At 59.3% G+C, this 19,818-nt stretch carries 17 protein-coding genes; 14 read left to right on the top strand and 3 right to left on the bottom strand.

The genetic code is table 11. The features are described 5' to 3' along the window. Position 1: 1 nt before the first annotated feature. The 3 genes from AC2CHD_RS11125 to ku are packed head-to-tail and all read right to left on the bottom strand — an operon-like array spanning position 2 to position 3,468. Positions 2 to 1,075 carry an AI-2E family transporter gene (locus AC2CHD_RS11125; RefSeq protein WP_484553735.1) on the bottom strand — a complete coding sequence of 358 codons (1,074 nt, stop codon included), beginning with the start codon at positions 1,073 to 1,075 and terminating at the stop codon, positions 2 to 4. 20 nt (positions 1,076 to 1,095) lie between these two features. Next, positions 1,096 to 2,607 (bottom strand): non-homologous end-joining DNA ligase, encoded by a 1,512-nt coding sequence (gene ligD, locus AC2CHD_RS11120; protein WP_484553734.1) that lies wholly within the window; start codon positions 2,605 to 2,607, stop codon positions 1,096 to 1,098. 6 nt (positions 2,608 to 2,613) lie between these two features. Further along, a complete protein-coding gene (gene ku / locus AC2CHD_RS11115; protein WP_484553733.1) occupies positions 2,614 to 3,468 on the bottom strand; it encodes a non-homologous end joining protein Ku in 855 nt (284 codons plus the stop codon). A gap of 17 nt (positions 3,469 to 3,485) precedes the next feature. Between ku and AC2CHD_RS11110 the strand changes: the two genes are divergently transcribed. The 14 genes from AC2CHD_RS11110 to AC2CHD_RS11045 all read left to right on the top strand — a co-directional run bounded on the left by AC2CHD_RS11110 (position 3,486) and on the right by AC2CHD_RS11045 (position 19,416). Then, on the top strand, positions 3,486 to 4,145 hold the full coding sequence (locus tag AC2CHD_RS11110) for a cytochrome c oxidase assembly protein (RefSeq protein WP_484553732.1): 660 nt from the start codon (positions 3,486 to 3,488) through the stop codon (positions 4,143 to 4,145). A 2-nt stretch (positions 4,146 to 4,147) separates the two neighbouring features. Further along, the gene (locus tag AC2CHD_RS11105; protein WP_484553731.1) at positions 4,148 to 5,245 is read left to right on the top strand and encodes a c-type cytochrome; all 1,098 of its coding nucleotides are present in this window, start codon (positions 4,148 to 4,150) and stop codon (positions 5,243 to 5,245) included. An 11-nt stretch (positions 5,246 to 5,256) separates the two neighbouring features. Further along, entirely contained in the window at positions 5,257 to 6,234 is a 978-nt protein-coding gene (locus tag AC2CHD_RS11100; RefSeq protein WP_484554232.1) for a cytochrome c oxidase subunit II, read from the top strand. A gap of 1 nt (position 6,235) precedes the next feature. Further along, on the top strand, positions 6,236 to 7,303 hold the full coding sequence (locus tag AC2CHD_RS11095) for a sodium:calcium antiporter (protein WP_484553730.1): 1,068 nt from the start codon (positions 6,236 to 6,238) through the stop codon (positions 7,301 to 7,303). Continuing rightward, positions 7,300 to 9,837 carry a cytochrome c oxidase subunit I gene (ctaD, locus tag AC2CHD_RS11090; protein ID WP_484553729.1) on the top strand — a complete coding sequence of 846 codons (2,538 nt, stop codon included), beginning with the start codon at positions 7,300 to 7,302 and terminating at the stop codon, positions 9,835 to 9,837. Before AC2CHD_RS11095 ends, ctaD begins: the two co-directional genes overlap by 4 nt. A gap of 14 nt (positions 9,838 to 9,851) precedes the next feature. Then, positions 9,852 to 10,235 (top strand): hypothetical protein, encoded by a 384-nt coding sequence (locus AC2CHD_RS11085; protein ID WP_484553728.1) that lies wholly within the window; start codon positions 9,852 to 9,854, stop codon positions 10,233 to 10,235. A 76-nt stretch (positions 10,236 to 10,311) separates the two neighbouring features. After that, positions 10,312 to 10,626, top strand: a complete 315-nt coding sequence (locus AC2CHD_RS11080) for a hypothetical protein (protein ID WP_484553727.1) — start codon at positions 10,312 to 10,314, stop codon at positions 10,624 to 10,626. Between the two features lie 829 nt (positions 10,627 to 11,455). Then, positions 11,456 to 12,064: a helix-turn-helix domain-containing protein gene (locus AC2CHD_RS11075; RefSeq protein WP_484553726.1), complete on the top strand. Its 609-nt coding sequence runs from the start codon at positions 11,456 to 11,458 to the stop codon at positions 12,062 to 12,064. Between the two features lie 117 nt (positions 12,065 to 12,181). Continuing rightward, positions 12,182 to 13,768, top strand: coding sequence for an ABC transporter substrate-binding protein (locus AC2CHD_RS11070; RefSeq protein ID WP_484553725.1), 1,587 nt, complete (start codon positions 12,182 to 12,184; stop codon positions 13,766 to 13,768). A 55-nt stretch (positions 13,769 to 13,823) separates the two neighbouring features. Then, positions 13,824 to 14,765 (top strand): ABC transporter permease, encoded by a 942-nt coding sequence (locus AC2CHD_RS11065; protein WP_484553724.1) that lies wholly within the window; start codon positions 13,824 to 13,826, stop codon positions 14,763 to 14,765. Next, positions 14,762 to 15,619, top strand: a complete 858-nt coding sequence (locus AC2CHD_RS11060) for an ABC transporter permease (RefSeq protein ID WP_484553723.1) — start codon at positions 14,762 to 14,764, stop codon at positions 15,617 to 15,619. The genes AC2CHD_RS11065 and AC2CHD_RS11060 overlap by 4 nt, the downstream gene beginning before the upstream one ends. A gap of 14 nt (positions 15,620 to 15,633) precedes the next feature. Then, entirely contained in the window at positions 15,634 to 16,623 is a 990-nt protein-coding gene (locus AC2CHD_RS11055; protein ID WP_484553722.1) for an ABC transporter ATP-binding protein, read from the top strand. After that, on the top strand, positions 16,620 to 17,618 hold the full coding sequence (locus AC2CHD_RS11050) for an ABC transporter ATP-binding protein (protein WP_484553721.1): 999 nt from the start codon (positions 16,620 to 16,622) through the stop codon (positions 17,616 to 17,618). Before AC2CHD_RS11055 ends, AC2CHD_RS11050 begins: the two co-directional genes overlap by 4 nt. Further along, positions 17,611 to 19,416, top strand: coding sequence for an aminopeptidase P family protein (locus AC2CHD_RS11045; RefSeq protein ID WP_484553720.1), 1,806 nt, complete (start codon positions 17,611 to 17,613; stop codon positions 19,414 to 19,416). Before AC2CHD_RS11050 ends, AC2CHD_RS11045 begins: the two co-directional genes overlap by 8 nt. Positions 19,417 to 19,818: the final 402 nt, after the last annotated feature.

Raw genomic sequence — 19,818 nt, 5'->3', positions numbered from 1 at the left:
TTCAGGCGCTTGTGGCTCGTTTGAGCTCCTCGATATCGCGGCAGTTGGAAAGAAACAGCGCCAGCGGCTGCAAGGGGCCAATACGAACGCAGACGATCATGATCACGAGAGTCATGGGCACCGCGATCAAGGCGCCTGCAAGCCCCCACACCCAACTCCAGAAGAGAAGCGCGATCAAAACGACAAGAGGCGAAAGCGCAAGTTGGCTTCCCTGGAGTCTGGGGTCCACATAATTGCCCATGACCTGTTCGATCACGATCAGGCCACCTCCGAACGCGAGCGCCCATACCGGGTCATGCTGCAGAAATGCGAACCCTGCCGGCAGAATGCCGCCAATGAAGGAACCCACATTGGGAATGTAGTTCAGCAGGAAGGCAAGCAAGCCCCAGGTGAGGGCGAAGTCCACATTCCACAGCCAGCTCCACAAAGCGTAAAGACAGCCGGTGACAACCCCCATCAGCGTTCGGACCGCAAGGTAACCGCGCACCCTGACCGCTATCGCCGTGACCGTGGCCCCGTAAGCGTCTCCATCATGATTGCCCGCGACAGCCCGCAGTTTCCGTGACAAAGCCGGCCCTTCGATCAACATCAACAAGGCCAGAAACACGAGAAGCGACAAGATGCCAATGAGGTTCGATGTGGACACTACCGCGCCAGAAACGAAACTGAACACCGGGTCCATAAGACGCTCCGAGAACCCGCCATTGCGATCTGCAACGGCCGGAAGGTCGATCCAGCGCCCGAGTTGGTCTAGCATTGCGCGGGCTGGCTCCTCATAAGCTGGCAGCCCCACCGTAATCTGTCGGGCCGCGAACACCACTCCACCAAAAAACACTCCGAGCAACAGCAGCATAACCACGAGTGCCGCCAAGTGTCCCAGCCAGCGCAGATTGCCGGGCAGACGTTTGCGCAAACCATTGTCCACCGGCCAGATTGCCAGCGCCACGAAGAAGGCCAATGCCACGGTGGACGTCATCCACCCGGTTGTGTGCAGCATCAACACCACCATCAGCGCCACGACGATGCCTACAAACCAGATGAGCGCGCGCATTTTTCCCTCGCCCGATCCCCTCATGTCTCTTCAGCCGTGTTCCATCATTCAACAACCACCTGTCGTGCTTCCTTGTCTTCCCGCAGCCCCTTGAACACGGCATGACGAACAAAGCCGTCCGAGGTGAATTCGGCGAACGCAATTTCCGCCACGAGATTGGGCGTCACGTAGTGCGCCGAACCGGCAATGCTGTCTGGGACCTTTTCGAAAGGCGAGGTCTTGCGTGCCCTTGCCTCGAAAAGCCGTGCGAGTTCCTGCATCGTGTCATCGTCAAATCCGGTGCCGACACGGCCCCGATAGACAAGCCGTTTGCCCTCGAATGCGCCTAGCAGCAGAGAAGCGAACGGGCGCCCTTTCTTGTCCGAGGGAGAATATCCGCCGATGACCAGTTCCTGGCGTCGCGAACATTTCACCTTCAACCAGCTCTTGTGGCGGCCCGGACGATAGGGATCCTCCGCATTCTTGACGATGATCCCTTCATGCCCCCCCTTGCACAGCTTCGTCAAAACCTCGCCGGCGTCGTTGGTTGTATGAGCGGAATAAAGAAGCGGTCCTTCATGATCTTTCAGAAGCCGTTCCAGATGCTTCTTGCGTTCACGCAAAGGTTTTTCGGTCAGGTCCTGCCCCTCTTCCACGAGGAGGTCGAACACGAAACAGGAGACTTGCTCCCCGGACGACAGAGCCTTCTGCAAGGTCGAAAAATCGGTATGGCCCTTAGCGTTGAACGCGACGATCTCGCCATCCAGAAGTGTGTTTGCCACATCGAGTTCAGCCGCAGCTGCAGCCAGTTCGGGGAAGCGGTCTGTCCAGTCCTTGCCATTGCGCGTGAAGATGCGTGCGCTTTCATGGCCGATGGCCAACAGCGCCCGGTATCCGTCATACTTCATCTCCGTCAGCCAGCCACTCCCGCCCGGCACACGCTCCACCAGCGTCGCCAGTTGCGGCTCGCGCCATCCGGGCATGGCGTCGGAAGCCCCCGCAATCTCCATTAAAGAGCGCTTGGTCTCTACACTGCGCTCATGAACCTTGAGCACATCTTCTGCTTTCGATGCTGCGTCGTCATCGGCCTTGATAAGAAGCCAGTTCTCGCGTTCACTCTTGTCGTCGCGCTTCATGCGCACCAGCGACCATTTTCCGCCAAGCCTTTCGCCATGCAGGAGAAAGGTGAGTTTTCCCTTCTTCAACCCTTCGCCGGGATCGCCCTCCGGCTCCCAATGCCCGCGATCCCAAAGCATGACGGTCCCGCCGCCATATTCGCTCTCGGGAATGGTTCCTTCGAATGTGCCATAGGAAAGGGGGTGGTCCTCGGTGCGCACGGCCAACCGCTTTTCCGAAGGGTCCAGACTGGGCCCTTTTGTAACAGCCCAGCTCTTCAAGACCCCTTCCCATTCGAGCCGGACATCATAATGGAGCCGGCTCGCATCGTGTTTCTGCACGACGAAGCTCAGAGCCTCGCCGTTCCTCGCCGACTGCCTGTGTTGCGGTTCGGTTGTCTTGGAGAAATCCCGTTTAGCGCGGTATTCGCGGAGCAATTTTTGTGGTGAACGAGTAGCCATGGTAAATCAGGCGCTCTTCTTCCGCGAGGACGATCTGCGCCCGCCCCTGGAAGTGGATTTCGCCTTCTCTTCAGACGATTTCACACTCTTTTTGAGCGCGGTCATAAGGTCGACGACATTCTCACCCCTCTGCGCGCTGCTTTTCGGCTTTTTTGGCGCGCCCGTCTTTATGCGCTTTCCGGCCTTTTCTTTCACAAGGGCGTGGATCGCTTCGGAATATCGGTCCTTGAATGCGCCGGCATCGAAGGGAGCCGACTTGTTCTCAATCAGGTCCGTTGCGACAGAAAGCAGCTCCTTTTCGGCTTTTTTGTCGGAAATACTGCTGAAAAAGGGATCGGTTTTCCGGATTTCGTCCTCATAATGCAGGGTTTCCAGCAAAAGGCCGGGGCCACAGGGCCGCACGGCAACCAGATACTCCCGGCCACGCATGGCCAACTGACCGATACCAGCCTTCTTCGTCTCGCGCAGCGCATCGCGCACAACCCGGAAGGCATCTTCCGCCAGTTCGTCGGACGGGCTCAGGAAGTAGGGTTTGTCGAAATAGATGGGCGGGATCTCGGCAATATCGACGAACTGAACCAGTTCCAGCGTTTTCTTGGATTCCAGCTTGATGTCCTCGATCTCGTCAGGATCGATCATCACATATTCGTCCTTCTCAACTTCATAGCCCTTCCAGATCTCGTCCGTGTCCACCGGACCGACCCCCGGAACCACTTTTTCGTAGCGGACGCGCTTTCCAGAAGGTTTGTGGACCTGGCGAAACGATATGCGGGCCTTTCGGTTGGTTGCAGAAAACATCTCGACCGGGATCGCCACCAGCGAGAGGCGCAACTGACCTTTCCATATGGGACGGCTTGCCATGATCGATCACTCTGTCCTTGCGGGCCTCGTCTGCGTTGTGTCAGTGGCGAACGAACCAGACCGGCCTTCTGTTCCATTTCTCCACCAACGGGCCGCCTGGCGGAAATTCAAACGGAACAAAGTCGAAGGCGAAGCATTCGGCACATATGGGCCACATGCTTTCTTCCCATATGGCAATCCACATTGCCGCCATGAACGGGCTTGCGCCGCTTGTCGTCTGGTTGTTGCCGGCAAGGCTGCGTAGCCGGATTTTCTTATCTGTCGGGCTTTTCGGAGCGACCGTCATTCAGCTCGCGCTTCTTTGGGGGTGGCATGCGCCCTTTGCCATGCAATGGGCAGGAACAGCCCCCGTTGTCACCGCCCTTATGCACCTCACTCTTTTCCTGTCCGCCCTGGCGTTCTGGGATGCGGTGCTTTTCTCTGCACGAACCCGCCCGTGGAACGCGCTTTTGGCACTGCTCGTGACGGGCAAGCTGTTCTGCCTTCTAGGCGTGCTTCTGGTCTTCGCCCCGCGCGCACTCTATGCCGCGCCCCTGGCCGACCAGCAATTCGCCGGGCTCCTGATGCTGATTGCATGCCCGGCAACCTATGTTCTTGGCAGCATCATCCTTGTGCGCGATTGGTATGCACGAACCGAGATCGCCGGAGGATGGCATTTCCTCGAAGGAGAGCGCTGACCGTGCGACTGCCGCTAGACCTCAGATGGAGGCGGGGCCTGCTGTGGCTCGTGATATTTCTCGCAGCCGGTCTCCTGGGCAGCGCTCTTTTCATACTCTCGGGCATTTACAACGTCTCGGCATCTGTCAGGCATTTTTTGATCACCGAGAAAATCATCAACTTCGCACTGGATCGCTCCATCGCGCTTCACAGCGACGACCGCCAACCTGAAAACACCCACACCGATGGCATGGCGCTGCTTGGCGCACGCCATTTCGAGCTGGGCTGCGCGCCCTGTCATGGTCGCCCTGGCGACCCGCCCAACCCGGTGGCACTCAAAATGTATCCGGCACCACCTGATCTGGCGGCACGGGTCGGTGAACGGGAGGATGCGGAACTTGCATGGATCGTAGAGAACGGCCTCAAATTCACAGGCATGCCGGCCTGGACTGGAGAGGGCCGCGGCGATGAGGTCTGGCCGCTGGTCGCTTTCCTGCGCCGTTTGCCCGATATGTCCGCTCGGGAGTATTCGCGGCTTGCGGGCGAGGCCCCCACATCGGCAGTGCATGAAGCGACCCGCTGCATCACCTGTCACGGCGGCTCGGAGACCTCTCCGATTGCGCCGATGGTTCCTGACCTGTCAGGACAGTCGCAACCCTATCTGGAACGTGCACTCCTGGAGTACCGCCGAGGCGTTCGTCAAAGCGGGATGATGGAACCGATCGCCGCTGAAATGAGCGATGAGAGCATAAAGCACCTTTCACATTATTTCGCCAGCCAGCCAGCTCCCGTCGAAAGTGAGGATACAGACCAAGATACGGAAAACGGTAAAAGGATCGCTCATTCCGGTATTCCCGAAAAGCAGATCCCGGCCTGCCTCTCCTGCCACGGCCAGGCGGCCTCTCCCAACTTCCCGAGCCTTGCCGGCCTGTCCGCAGACTATATCAGGCAACAATTGGCCCTGTTCAAATCCGGCAAGCGGAGCGGCACCGCATACAGCAACATAATGGCGATGATCGCGGCGCGGCTGACATCGGAACAGATGGATCAGGCGGCCCGCTACCTGTCTGGCCCGGTTGAAGAGCAGGATACGCCACAGATCACGGAGGCCAGACCGTGAAACGATTGGCGATGATCGTCTTGGTGGCGTCAGGTGTCGCGCTTGCAAGCGGCTGTGCCGGAGTGCAGTCGGCGCTTCAGCCGGCCGGGCGCGAGGCTGCCGAGGTCAACCAGTTGTTCATCACCGTCACGGTGGTGAGCATTGTCGTGACGGCCCTGGTGCTGATCGCGATGGCGCTGGCCATGTGGGGGCCCGAATGCTGGCGTTCCCGCCTCGGCAAAGACTGGCTTGTCATTGGCGGCGGCATCGTCTTTCCCGGGATCGTCCTTTCAGCCCTGCTTGCCTACGGGCTTGTTGTCATGAATGCGGGAACCTCGCGGGCCAATCGCGCCGAAGGCGAGGCCATCACGATAATCGGAAAGCAATGGTGGTGGGAGGTCATTTACACCACGGATGACGGCGAACGCGTGGTGAGCGCCAATGAGCTGCGTCTGCCTGTGGGCAAACCAGTGGCCCTTCACCTGAAGTCGAGCGACGTCATTCACAGCTTCTGGGCACCCAGACTGGCTGGCAAGCTGGACATGATCCCCGGGCGCTCCAACACGCTCACGGTGGAGGCGACAGAAGCCGGCATCAGCCGCGGGCAATGCGCCGAATATTGCGGCGGGGCCCATGCGCTGATGTCCTTCTATGTGGTGACAATGCCGCAGGGTGAATTCGACAACTGGCTGGAAAGCGAGGCCGAAGATGCCGCCGCGCCGCAGAGCGATCTCGCCCGGCAGGGGCAGGCGGTTTTCATGGAAAACGGTTGTGGCGGCTGCCACACCATTCGCGGCACCGCAGCCAACGGCAAAATCGGCCCCGATCTCACGCATCTGGCCTCCCGCCACTCATTGGGTGCTGCGACCCTGCCCAACAATGCGCGCATGATCGCCCGGTGGATTGGCCAACACCAGCACATAAAACCGGACAACCACATGCCTCCCTACGAGAATCTTTCCAAAGGCGAATTGTCCGCCATTTCCGCCTATCTGGAGGGGCTGGATTGAGATGGTCGATTTCGCGCAGCTCAGCCTACCGGTCAATCTGTTGTTGTTCGCTGCCTCTGCCATCGTGGTGTGGCAGGCCGGACGCCGCCTGACCCACTATGCCGACGCCATCAGCAACGCTACCGGCATCGGCCATGCCGTCATCGGCATCGTGCTTCTGGCGGGCGTGACGTCTCTTCCCGAAATCGGCGTCACGGCCACCGCTTCGCTGGCCGGCAACGCCGAACTGGCAATCAACAATCTCTTCGGCAGTATTGCCTTGCAGGTCGCCGTGCTTGCCCTTGTCGATTTCTATATCGGCAAAAGGGTTCTGACGGCCATTATCCCCGACCCCGTGGTCATCTTGCTGAGCAGCCTCAATGTTCTCCTGATTTCCGCTGCAGCCGCGGCCATGGTCATTGGTGATGTGAGCATATTCGGCGTCGGGGCGTGGGCGTGGGGTGCGCTCTTTGCCTATCTCGCCTGCGTGCGTATCCTGTCGCGCACGCAAGGCAGTCGCCCGTGGCTGGCCGCCGAGGGCGGGCGTGTCGATCGCGGTCTGATCGAAGAGGAAGGGGAGGACACGGGCAACGCCTCGCGAGGCGAAACGCTGCGCATCATCCTCTATAAAACCGCGGCCGCGGCCGTGGTCATTTTGATCGCGGGTTTTATCGTCGCTAAATCCGGTGAGGCCATCGCCGAGCAAACCGGCCTTGGCTCCAGCTTTGTCGGCTTCGTCCTGATCGCCATCGCAACCTCGCTGCCCGAACTGAGCACAGTGCTCTCTGCAGCCCGGCGCGGGCACTTCACCATGGCGATCTCGGATATTCTGGGCACCAATCTCATCAATGTGGCGATGATCTTCCTCGTCGATCTTCTTGACAGCGGCGGGCCGGTGCTCGACCGCCTCGGCTCCTTCCCGGTCTTCGGTGCCTTGCTTGCGGTGGTGCTGACAGCGCTCTTTCAGGCCGGGCTTGCGGAGCGGCGCAACAACTCGGTCATGCGGCTGGGCATCGATTCCCTGATGGTTCTCATCGTCTATGCCGGTGGCGTGGTTCTTCTCTACACATTGCGGAGCACCGGTGCATGAGCAGCGAACCGACCACACTCCCCCATCCCGAACCGCGCCCGGAATCCGAGGTTGAAGACCTCAAGCACATCTGGGCAACGCCGGGCGGTTTCAGGATCGTCACCGCCGTCAACAACACGGTGATCGGTCTGCTCTATATCGGCGCGGCCTTCCTGTTTTTTCTGCTTGCCGGGGTTCTCGCGCTGTTGATGCGCACCCAACTGGCCGTGCCGGAGAACGATTTCCTCAGCCAGGATCTCTACAACCAGATCTTCACTGTCCACGGCACGACAATGATGTTCCTTTTCGCCGTGCCGGCGGTGGAAGCTCTCGGCGTGATGCTCCTGCCGCAGATGCTTGCGGCCCGGGACCTACCCTTCCCGCGCCTCAGCGCCTTTGCCATCTGGGCCTATGTGGTGGGCGGTCTCGTCTTCTTCTCCACCGTGTTCTACGACCTCGCGCCCAAGGGCGGCTGGTTCATGTACACGCCATTGACCCTCAAGGAGTTCTCGCCCGGCGACAATGCCGATTTCTGGCTGCTGGGCATTGGCTTCATCGAGATTTCCGCCATTGCCGGTGCAATCGAGATCGTGGTTGGCACACTGCGCACCCGCCCGCCCGGCATGTCGCTTACCCAAATGCCGATCTTCGCCTGGTCGATGCTGATCTTCGCGGCCATGATCATGTTCGCATTCCCGGCCGTCATCCTCGCAACGATGCTGCTGGAGATCGAGCGCGCCTTCGGCTGGCCTTTCTTTTCCGCCGCCAATGGCGGGGACCCGCTTCTGTGGCAGCATCTTTTCTGGTTTTTCGGCCACCCGGAAGTCTACATTATCTTTCTTCCGGCAGCCGGCCTTGTCTCGATGATCGTGCCGACCATGGCCCGCCGCCCGCTGGTGGGATACAAGCTGATCGTGGTGGCGCTGGTGGGAACTGGCTTCTTCTCCTTCGGCCTTTGGGTGCACCACATGTTCACCACGGGCATTCCCTCCCTCAGCCTCGCCTTTTTTTCGGCAGCCAGCATGGCAGTCGCGATTCCCTCCGGCATTCAGGTGTTTTCATGGATCGCGACCATGGCGGCGAGCAAGGGCCGTTTCCGTATCAACACACCGTCCCTCTTCGTGATCGGCTTTCTGGTGATTTTCACCATAGGCGGCCTCACCGGTGTCATGGTTGCACTTGTGCCCGTCGATTTTCAGGTCCACGACACCTATTTCGTCGTGGCGCATTTTCACTATGTGCTCATCGGCGGCATGGTGTTTCCGCTCTTTGCCACCTTCTATTACTGGATGCCTGTCGCCACCGGCAGAATGTTCTCGGAACGGATCGGCCGCTGGGTCTTCTGGCTGATGTTTTCCGGTTTCCACATCGCCTTTTTCCCCATGCACATTACTGGTCTGCGCGGCATGCCACGGCGCGTCTGGACCTATCCCGAAGGAGTGGGCTGGGACAGCCTCAACATGATTTCCACCATCGGCGCCTATATTTTTGCCGCCGGCGTGGCCCTTTTTGTGATGGATCTCATTCGTAGCGTCCTTTCCCGCCCCAACGCGCCGGAAAATCCCTGGGGCGCCGGCACGCTGGAATGGCTTCCCAATGATGTCTATTCCACGCGCAGCATCCCCTATGTGACCAGCCGCGAGCCGCTCTGGGACCGTCCCAGCCTGCCGCGCGAGGTGCGCGACGGTCAGCATTTCCTGCCCAATGCTCCAACCGGCGGGCGCGAAACCATCGTCACTTCGGCCATCGATGCGCGGCCGCAATACATTATCCGCATGCCGGGACCAGGGTGGGCGCCATTCATCGCGGCGGTCTTCACCGCGGCCTTTTTCCTGCTTCTCACGGTGAAATTCGTCGTGACCGCCATCATTTGCGGCATCATCGCCATCGCGGCCTGCCTCATCTGGGTCTGGGGTCTCGATCCCGGTCCCTCCCCAGAGAAGGTCGATATTGGCGGCGGTATAAAGCTGCCCACCTATGCAACGGGTCCGCTCTCCCACTCCTGGTGGGCCATGGTGGTGCTGGTCTTCGTTGCGGCTTCACTCTACATCGCCTTCGTTTTCTCCTACCTCTATCTGTGGGTGGTCTCACCTGAAGTGTGGGCGCCGGTCGGCTCTCCCACCCTGCCCTCCCTGTTCTGGCCCGCAGCAGCTGCCGCTCTCATAGGGACAGGCGTGTTCGCCATGAGGTGGGCCGGGCGAAATCTACCCGGGCAAGGAAGAGGCACGTTGCTACCGTTGCTTCTGTCGGGCTTTGCTGCCCTTGCCCTCGCCGGGGCCGTTGCCACCGAGATATGGGGCCATTGGCAAAGCGGCCTGCGCCCCACCCAGAATGCCTATGGCGCGCTGGTCTACATGCAGAGCGTGCTCAACGGGCAGTTGGCTGCCGTCCTGCTCATCATGACCAGCTTCGCCATGGCGCGCATCTTGGCAGGCAAGCTGAATCATGAATGGCGGGTCAGCTTCGACAATGCGGCGGTGCTTTACTACTACGCCGCCGCCCAGATGCTGTTCGGGCTGCTGATGGTTCACGGATTTCCAAGATTGGCAGGATAGCACGGAGCCAGACAATGAGACGAGACAGCCGCCAAATCGACGATGACCGCAAACCGTCCACCGCCGGAACCTTGCTCTTTATCCTGTTCGGACCACTCATATGGGCCGCCCATTTCACGCTGTCCTATGGCAGCCACACATTGCTGTGCCGGCTCGAGGCGCAAGCAGACAGGGCGGCGGTATTCGTCATCGTGACAACCGCTGTCGCGGTAGCAATCTTGTCATGGTTCGTGATCAGATCAGATGCATTTTCACGCTATTTCGGCATTTCGGCCAGGGAAGAACGCGCGCGCGCTGTCATGGTGATCGCGGCACTTCTGGCGGGATTGTCCATCATCGGGGTTCTTTGGGGTGGAATGACCGTCAGCTTTCTCTCGGCCTGTGTTCAAGGCCGATAGCCCCGCCGCGACCAAAACAAGCGCGAGCCTGCAAGATCATCGAGGAACAAGTCGCAAGGTCCCGCGTTTGTCTCTCATGAAAATGGGAATTTACAAACTTCAGCCTCTCGCTCAACCCACCGATTCCAACTGGGACCGCGCGCCCTGCCATGGGGAGGTGATCGTTCGCGCATTGTCTGCCGCCGATGCGCGGATCGTGGCGAGCGAGGCTGAGCCGGATTTCATGGAAACGGATGCCCTTCCGGGTGACGGTGTGTCGACCCGCTTTGCCAGCGCCTTTCGCGACGAAAAGCTCTACACGGTTGTCGAGCTTGTCGACGCTGGTTTTCCTGAAGGTGGACAACGTGCAGTCCTGTCCGGCAGAATTTTCAACGTCTTGAAGGGATCCTAGACTTACCCCTTATTGATCAGAGCCAAAAAAAGCAGATGGCCGGGATTTGATGCATCGACCATCAAGGTATAAAAGAAATCATGGCTCCGCGCTCAAATACAGTTTCTGCCGTACCCCGCCAAGCACCGACTACACGCCACGCGCCTATTGGCAGGGAACGATCAAGATGTCGCTCTGCGAGTTCTTCGTGCTAAGCGTGCTTCATCACAAGGCGATGCATGGCTATGAGGTTGTTCAGGCGGTCGAAGGTCGACAAATGGCTGCTGCAGCCCGACCGAGGGCATGGTCTATCCAATGCTCAACGAGTTTGAGGCTGGCGGTTATCTCCGCGCGTACAGCGAGGTCGTTCAGGCCGCAAGCGGAAGATCTACGCCTTGACCAAAAAGGGACGAGGCATTCCAGACGGCCGTTGAAGCCTGGTTCGAAGCCACTGACTGCATCATTGCCGGTAGAACAGCCGATGATGCCCTAACTCGCTCCCAAGAAAGCACCACCAGGAATGCGACGACTCGAATTTTGCCTATATACCTCGATCATCGAGGCATTGGCGAGCGATGTATTCGTGAGTGACTTCCCTCTACTCAACGTTTCACAGAAAGCTCAATCGATATGAGACTCCGCACTCTTCCCGATCCAATTCACTTCCCACTCTCGGCCAGCATTATGCGTTTACGACACTAGCATTTTATTGACACTTCAATAAAATTTAGTGCCTGTTCGCAATGGCTTCTGCTTTTGCTCAACTTGCTGCAATCCCATATCGGCAATGCCAGCCCTAAGGACCAGTATGCCCTCCAAGAAGATCATTAGAAAAGCCACCCCTGCACCAATGAGAAGGCTCGACAGTGTTAACGGATCGAATGATAGCGTTTCCATCGGCTCCACCATTCGAAAGCGGCGCAAGGCTTTGGGCAAAACGCTGAGCGAGATTGCTCATGCTGCAGGATTGACAATCGGATTCATTTCGCAGGTGGAGCGCAACATCAGTTCGCCTTCGGTCAGCTCCCTCATGGCGATCGCAAACGCGCTGGATACAAGTGTTGAAGAACTGGTTCGGGTGAAGGAAGAATTCCGCGAATACATTCCCGCGAACAGGCGCCAGACCTACGCGATCAGCGCTGACAACCGGCTCTATGAGAGACTGGGGCCGGGCTTCTCCGGTGCTTTGTTTTACCCGCTACTCATCCATCGCCCGCCCGGCCACGAGTCGGAGCATATGTGTCACCCCGGCGAAGTGTTCTGCTACCTGATGGCTGGTGAAATGGAATATCATCTCGGTGACGAGATTTTTCAGATGCGGGCTGGTGACACGATCCATCACAATACCGAAAAGTCTCATTTCTCCCGTGTTACGGGCGACATCGAGACCACCGAACTGTGGATCAGCACCACACCCAGCCGTGCGCTTTCAAGCAGTCTCGGCGCGTTCTCCAGATAGGAGCAGGCCGGCTGTTCGTGAAAATTTTAGCGGCAACTAAAAAATATTTTAGCAATAGCGAAATATGTTGTATTGGTTCCTTCATTCGATGCCAAATCGATCCTGGGAGGAACAGACATGCATCACACGCTCAAAGCGGCAGCGGCCCTTGTCGTTGCCGGCCTTGCCACATCGACCCATGCGCAGGAGCGCGGCGGAACACTGAATTTCGCCCGCTATGACGGGTCAAACCTGATCGATCCGATCTATGCGGACCGAAACCCTGACATCTGGATGGTGGGCAGTCTTTTTGACACGCTTCTACGTCCGAGCCCCGATGGGCAGGGCGTGGTGGGCGGCCTCGCGGAAAATCACACGGTTTCCGACGATGGCAAGACCGTGACACTGACCCTGCGCGAGGGACTCACCTTCTCGAATGGCGCGCCACTCACCAGCGAAGACGTGGTCTTTTCGCTGGACCGCGCACGCAATCCTGATCTGGGGCCCTGGGCCAATCTTCTCGGCACCATCGAGAGCGTTTCCGCCGATGGTCATGAGGTGACGATCACACTCGGTACGCCTGATCCAACGATCCTTTCCATGCTCGCCACCTTCACCACAGGCATTGTGTCGAAAGCGGCATTCGAGGCGGCCAAGGGTGAGACCGATCAGGAGAAATCCGCTGCCATTTTTGCAGCCGGTGGTCCCGGTGTCGGGTCCGGCCCCTTCTATCTGTGCGGGTTCCAGCAGGGCACTTCGATGGATTTCTGCGCCAATGAGCATTACTGGCGCATAGGTGCGGACGGCAAAGCTCTTCCCTATCTTGAGCGTGTCCACTTCGAAGTCATTCCTGACGATGCCACCCGCATTCTAAAGCTGCAGGCGGGCGAAATCGACATCGCCGAGTTCATCCCCTTTTCGCGCATTGGCGAGTTGGAAGCCGATCCGAAGATCGACATGAACCTCTTCCCCTCGACGCGCATCATCTACTCGCCGATCAACACCCGCGAGACCCGCGCCGATGGAAGCGCGAACCCGCTGGCCGACAAGCGCGTGCGGCAGGCCCTCAACTACGCCACCAACAAGGAGGCCCTTATCGGGCTCGTGTTGCAGGGCGCCGGCAAGCCCATGACGTCGCCCCTGATGGCGGCAGCCACCCCGCTTGCCGTCGAAATGGACCCGCTCTATGGCTATGACATGGAAAAGGCGAAAGCGCTGATCGAAGAGGCAGGTCTTCAATCGGGAACGAGGATCGCTTTCACCACGCTCGCAGGTTCCGCCGATGACAGCACGATCTTCGCCGCCCTTCAGCAGATGTGGGCACCGCTGGGGATCAAGCTTGAGGTCGAGCAGGTGGATGGCCCGACCCGCGGCGCGAAAAATCGCTCAGGTGAATACGACATTCACACCTATGGCTGGGTCAATGATGTGAACGATCCGAGCCAGGTGGTAAGCTGGCTGGGCTATACGCCCACGGCCAATGCAGTTGGCACGGGCTGGAAGAATGACGAGTTCAACGCGCTGTTTGAGGCTTCCGCAACAGAGATCGATCCGGAAAAGCGCGCCGAGCAATATGCCCGGATGCAGGAGATCTATGCCGAGGAAGCACCACTGCTCTTCATGTATGAGACGCCTTTTGCCGTGGCCGTATCTGCCAAGGTCGACGGCTACATCCAGACCCCGCTCGGCAACAACGTCTTTGACGAAGTGTCCATAAGCCGCTGAGCCCTTTGAGCCGCCGTCGGCTTCTGTCGACGGCGGCCCGATCAATGAGGACCAGATGGCCCTTCTCCAATACATAGTGAACCGTCTCATCCTGATGATACCGACCTTCCTTCTGGTCATGATCATCATCTTCCTACTTGTGCGTCTTCTGCCCGGCGACCCAGCCATCGCCATTGCCGGCGACCGAGCCTCGGATGCCGATCTTGCCGCCATCCGCGAACGGCTCGGGCTCAACGAGCCGTTGCTCATGCAATTCTGGCTGTTCCTGACCAACACGCTGCAAGGGGATCTCGGCACCTCCATCCTGATGCGCGCGCCAGTCTCCGAGGTGATCTTCAACCGGCTCCCGACCACGGTGTTCCTGACCGTCTATGCAGTTTTCCTGTCGCTCATCATCGCCGGCCCCCTCGCCTTTGTAGCGGCGCTCAACCGGGGACGGTGGCCCGACAACGTCATCCGCAGCGCTTTTCAGGTGGGCCTGTCGATGCCGGTTTTCTACATTGGCCTGATCCTGCTCACTTTTCTTGCGGCCCAGCTTCGCTGGTTCCCCGTGGGAGGCTATGGCGAGACCCTCTCTGCCCAGCTTTATCATCTCTTCCTACCGGCCATTGCCGTGGCGCTCTACACATCGGCCATCATCATGCGCAATCTGCGCTCGGCCGTCATCGAAGTGCTAGATGCCGAGTATGTGCAGTTCGCCCGCGCCAAGGGCTTGCCGGTGCGTCTCATCCTTGGCCGGCACGTGCTGCGCAACGCGCTGATTTCCACCATCACGCTGGTGGGGCTTTCCATCGGAAACATGATGAGTGGAACGCTTGTCACGGAGACGGTCTTTGCGGTTCCCGGCGTCGGGCGCCTCATGCTGGAAGCCATATTCGCCCGCGACTATCCCCTGATCCAGGGCCTGACGCTGACCTTCGCAGTTCTCGTCTCGCTGGTGTTCCTTCTCACCGATCTGTGCCAGAGCGCACTTGATCCAAGGATAAGACTGACATGACTGACACGGCCGTTTCTGCCCCGGCGGGTCGTGAGACCCGGCTGCGCATCGCCTTGCGCAAACCGGGCTTTCTTCTGGGCATCGCCATCATCGGATTTTCCACGATCCTTGCGGTGTTTCCGGAGGCCTTCGCGCCCTATGATCCCAATTTCATCGACTACACCGCAGTCAAGCAGCCGCCCAGCAGTGCCCATCCATTCGGCACCGACATGCTGGGGCGTGACAGTCTGAGCCGCGTCATTTCGGCCTATACGGTCAATATGCAGATGGCGTTTCTGGCCACGGTCTTCGCCATGCTGATCGGCGTCGTGGTCGGCTCTTTGGTGGGCTATTATCGCGGCATTGCCGACATGATTTTCGGCCGGCTTGTCGATGCGATCATCACCTTTCCATTTCTCGTGCTGGTCATTGCAGTCGTTGCCGTTCTCGGGCCCGGCCTCACAAACATGTATATCGCCATCACGCTGGTCGGCTGGGTCTACTACGCCCGGCTGATGCGCGCGGAAGTCATCGCCCAGATGGGCAATGACTATGCGGCGGCGGGCATCGTCATGGGCTATTCCGACAAGCGCATCATCTTTCGACACCTCTTGCCCAATGCCATCACGCCGGTTGTCGTCTACTGGATGACGGATATGGCGCTCGCCATCCTGCTCGGTTCATCGCTTGGCTATCTGGGCCTAGGCGCGCAGCCGCCACAGGCCGAATGGGGCGTGCTGATCGCCGAAGGGCGCAATTTCATCACCACCGCCTGGTGGCTGAGCCTGATGCCCGGCATTGCCATTGTGCTGACTGGTCTCGGTTTCTCGCTCATCGGCGACGGGCTGGCCGACCTTCTGCGCCCGCGCGGCTGAGAGTGGAGAGCAACATGACCACGCAAACCATTCTTGACGTGAAGGGCCTCAGCACCACCTTTGCGCGCGGCAGCTCCGCTTTGAAGGCCGTGCGGGATGTGAGCTTTTCGGTGCGAGAGGGCGAAGTGCTTGGCCTTGTTGGCGAAAGCGGCTCGGGCAAGAGCGTGACGCTGCGCTCTCTGCTTGGCCTGTCGCGGCGCTACGGCAAGGTCAGCGGCGAAGTCCGCTGGATGGGGCAGGACATTTTGAGCCTGCCGGAGCGCAAATTGCGCCCGATCCGGGGCGGCGAGATCGCCATGATCTTTCAGGAGCCCATGACCTCGCTCAATCCCCTTCTGACCGTCGGCGTGCAACTCACTGAAACGCTGAAGGCACATACTGACCTTGGCCGCGCCGCGCGGCGCGCCCGCGCCATCGAAATGCTCGACCATGTGGGCATACCCGATCCCGCCTCGCGCCTTGATGCCTATCCGCATCAATTCTCCGGCGGCATGCGCCAGCGTGTGATGATCGCCATTGCGCTTGCCGCCGAGCCGAAACTGCTTCTGGCCGACGAACCAACCACCGCCCTTGATGTCACCATTCAGGCGCAGATTCTCGATCTGATCCTGTCTCTTGCCGATGAGATGAATATGGGTGTCATTCTCGTCACCCATGATCTCGGCGTTGTGGCACAGACCTGCGAGAATGTGGCGGTGATGTATGCCGGGCGAATTGTCGAACAGGGCCCGGTGCGCCAGGTTCTGCGCACGCCGCGACACCCCTATACGGAGGGGCTGATGCGCTCGGTACCGCAGGATGTGCCGCCCCGCACCCAGCTTTATTCGGTGCCCGGCACCCCGCCCGGCCTTGATGCCCTTCCCAAGGGCTGTGCCTTCGCACCGCGCTGCCAGAATGTGAAAGACATTTGCCGGACAGAGCGCCCCCCGTTGGCGGAGATCTCAACAGCGCGCCTTGCCGCCTGCTTCAATCCTGTTGCTCAAGGCATGGAGGTCTCCCGATGAGCGAAACCGTCATGCAGATCCGCGATCTGGGACTGGAATTTCCCGCCCCCCGCACGCTTGTCGATGTGATCCGTCGCCGGCCCGCGCGGGTGGTCAGCGCGCTGAACGGCGTTAGCCTTACGCTTGAGAAGGGGGAGACGCTCGGTGTCGTCGGAGAGTCGGGTTGCGGCAAGTCGACTCTCGCGCGCTGCATTGTGCGGCTGTACCGGCCCCAGCATGGCACGATCCAGTATCGCGGCAACGATATTTTCGCCGCCGAAAACAGGCAGGACCGCGATTACAATCGCCGCGTCCAGATGATGTTTCAGGACCCCTACTCCTCCCTCAATCCACGCATGAGCGCCGGGCAGATATTGGAAGAAGCGCTGCGGGTCCACGAGATGCGGCCCGAAAAAGAGATTCCGGCGCGGGTTGCCGAACTGCTCGATCTGGTGCGCCTGCCGCAGGATGCGGCGGCCAAACTCCCGCACGAATTTTCCGGCGGCCAGCGCCAGCGTATCGCCATCGCCCGCGCCCTGGCCGTGGAGCCGGAAGTGCTCATCGCTGACGAACTCGTTTCGGCTCTCGATGTCTCGGTTCAGGCGCAGGTGGTCAATCTGCTTCTCACCTTGCAGGAGGAGCTGGATCTGACCATCCTGTTCGTCGCCCATGATCTCAGACTGGTGCGCCATGTCTCCAACCGGGTCGCAGTCATCTATCTGGGGCGCATCGTGGAGATCGGCGACAGCGAAACACTTTTCGCGAGCCCTTCCCATCCCTATTCGCAGGCGCTATTGAGCGCGGCCCCGTCGCTTGATCCCGATGACAAGGGCAATGCCATTCGGCTTCAAGGCGAATTGCCGTCACCGCTCAATGTGCCGCCGGGCTGTCCCTTTCATGTGCGCTGCCCGCACGCCACCGATATTTGCAGAAAGGACGTGCCCGCATTGCGGCCCATCGAGGGCCGCGGCGAGGTTGCCTGCCATCATGCCGAGGAGGTCAAAACCCATGCTTGATACCGCCCGCCGCAGCAAGGCTGAGGTCATTTCCGCCCTGCGCGAGGAACTGTCGGAAAGAGGCCTCGACGCATTCATTGTGCCGCGCTTTGATGCCCATCAGGGCGAATATGTAGCGCCGCATGACGAGCGCCTTGCCTATGTGACCGGTTTCAGCGGCTCGGCCGGCATGGCGATCGTCACGGCAAGGACGGTCGCACTTTTTGTCGACGGTCGCTATCAGGTGCAGGTGCGCAATGAGTGTTCCGGTCCGCTGTTTTCGCATCATCACCTCTTCAACGAGCCTCCAGAAAGCTGGCTGGCGGAGAATGCGGCCAAGGGCTGGCGCATCGGCTATGACGCCATGCACTTGCCGCCAAGCTGGTTCGACCGTTTTGCACGCGCCTGCACCCAGGCGGAAGCCGATCTTGTCGCGCAGGTCCCAAATCCTGTGGACGCCATCTGGCCAGACCAACCTGCCCCGCCCATGGGACGGATCACTGCTTTTCCGCTTCAGTTTGCAGGCCGCAGCAGCAGGGACAAGGCGCTTGATCTTGCTGCTGCCCTTGAGCGTGAGAATGCCGATTTCATCGTCGACACCCAGCCGGACAATATTGCCTGGTTCCTGAATGTGCGCGGCAATGATGTCGCCTTCAATCCCATGCCGCACTCATTTCTTCTTGCCGGGCGCGATGGCCGGGCGGTGTGGTTCGTGACGGAAGACAAGCTTGATGCTTCCCTGATGGAAAGCCTTCCAGACCATGTGGAGCTTCAGCCCTTCGATGCGCTGCTAACAACACTCAAGACCCGCATCGTCACGGGTCAGCGGGTTCTAATCGACCCGGATTTCTCGCCTGTCGCCGTGCGACAGACGCTTGAAACATGCGGGGCGTCGGTTCTGTGCAGACCGGGGCTTTTGACACTGGCCAAGGCGGTCAAGAATCCGGTGGAGTTGCAAGGCATGCGCAATTGCCATCTGGACGATGGCGTTGCCTGGACGGAGTTCCACGCTTGGCTTCTTGAAACCGTGCCGGCACGCGCAAAAACGGGCAATCCGGTCACGGAGCGCGAAGCCGAGGAGAAGATACTCGACCTTCGCAAAGCGCGGCCCGGCTTCATCAGCGAAAGCTTCAACTCGATCTCGGCGGCTGCCGGCAATGCCGCCATGTGCCACTACGCCACAAACCAGGAGCGCAACGCCCCCATTTTGCCGGACAATCCCTATCTGCTCGACAGTGGCGGCCAATATGACACCGGCACCACCGATGCGACCCGCAGCTTTGCCTTCGGACCACGCCCCGAGGGGTATGACCGCGCCTATACGGCCGTCTTCAAAGCCTTTCACGCATTGATGACACTGCGCTTCCCAAAAGGCACGCAGGGCCACCACATCGATGCGATTTGTCGCCGGCCTTTGTGGGATCTTGGGCTTGATTATGATCATGGCACCGGCCACGGGGTGGGACACCAGCTTTCCGTGCATGAACAGCCCCAGCGCATCGGAAAACCCTACAACCCCGTGGATCTGAAAGCCGGAATGATATTGTCCATCGAACCAGGATACTACGAGGCACAAAAATTTGGTATTCGTATCGAGAACCTGGTTGAAATCGTCGAGGAAGAGAACGGCTTCCTAGCGTTCAAGAACCTCACATTGGCTCCCATACAGACAGACATGCTTCTACTGGATCGACTGGTTGGGGAAGAGCGCGTTTGGCTCAGTGCCTATCACGCGAAGCTGCTTGAAATTCTATCTCCTCACCTCGGTGAAAACGCTCTCCAGTGGCTCAAAAGGTTGGGCAATGGCCTTAAGGCTTAAATCGTAGGAACTGACATTCGCTACTTCATCCTGCGCAAGGTCCGGAATCAGACCTTCGACCAGTCCGCAAGTAACGGTAACTTAGGTATTGTTGAACTTCCATGTGAATGGGCGAGAAGGAGACACAAAAGCGGCTGCGACGAAGGAGGCTATTCGATGACCTCGCCTGCATGCCTTATCCAGCGCGCAACAAAGGCACCTGTGGCATCAAGCCGCCGAGTAGTCGACCATGGAGCCGGCCGATGCTGAAGACATTGCCAAGCGAGTGGTGGTGATTTCTGAAATTTCCAGCGCTGTACGCGCTGTCTCGGGCGGGGCTTAACACAAATGGCTGCCCGCCTGTGTGTTTAAGCGTACCGCTATAACGCTTAGGTTTGCCTCCTAATGAGTGCACCCATTCTG

The sequence above is a fragment of the Nitratireductor sp. ATLC21 genome (assembly GCF_057196525.1).
Note: the sequence above shows the minus strand (reverse complement) of the source record. Positions and strands in the feature narration are given on the sequence as shown.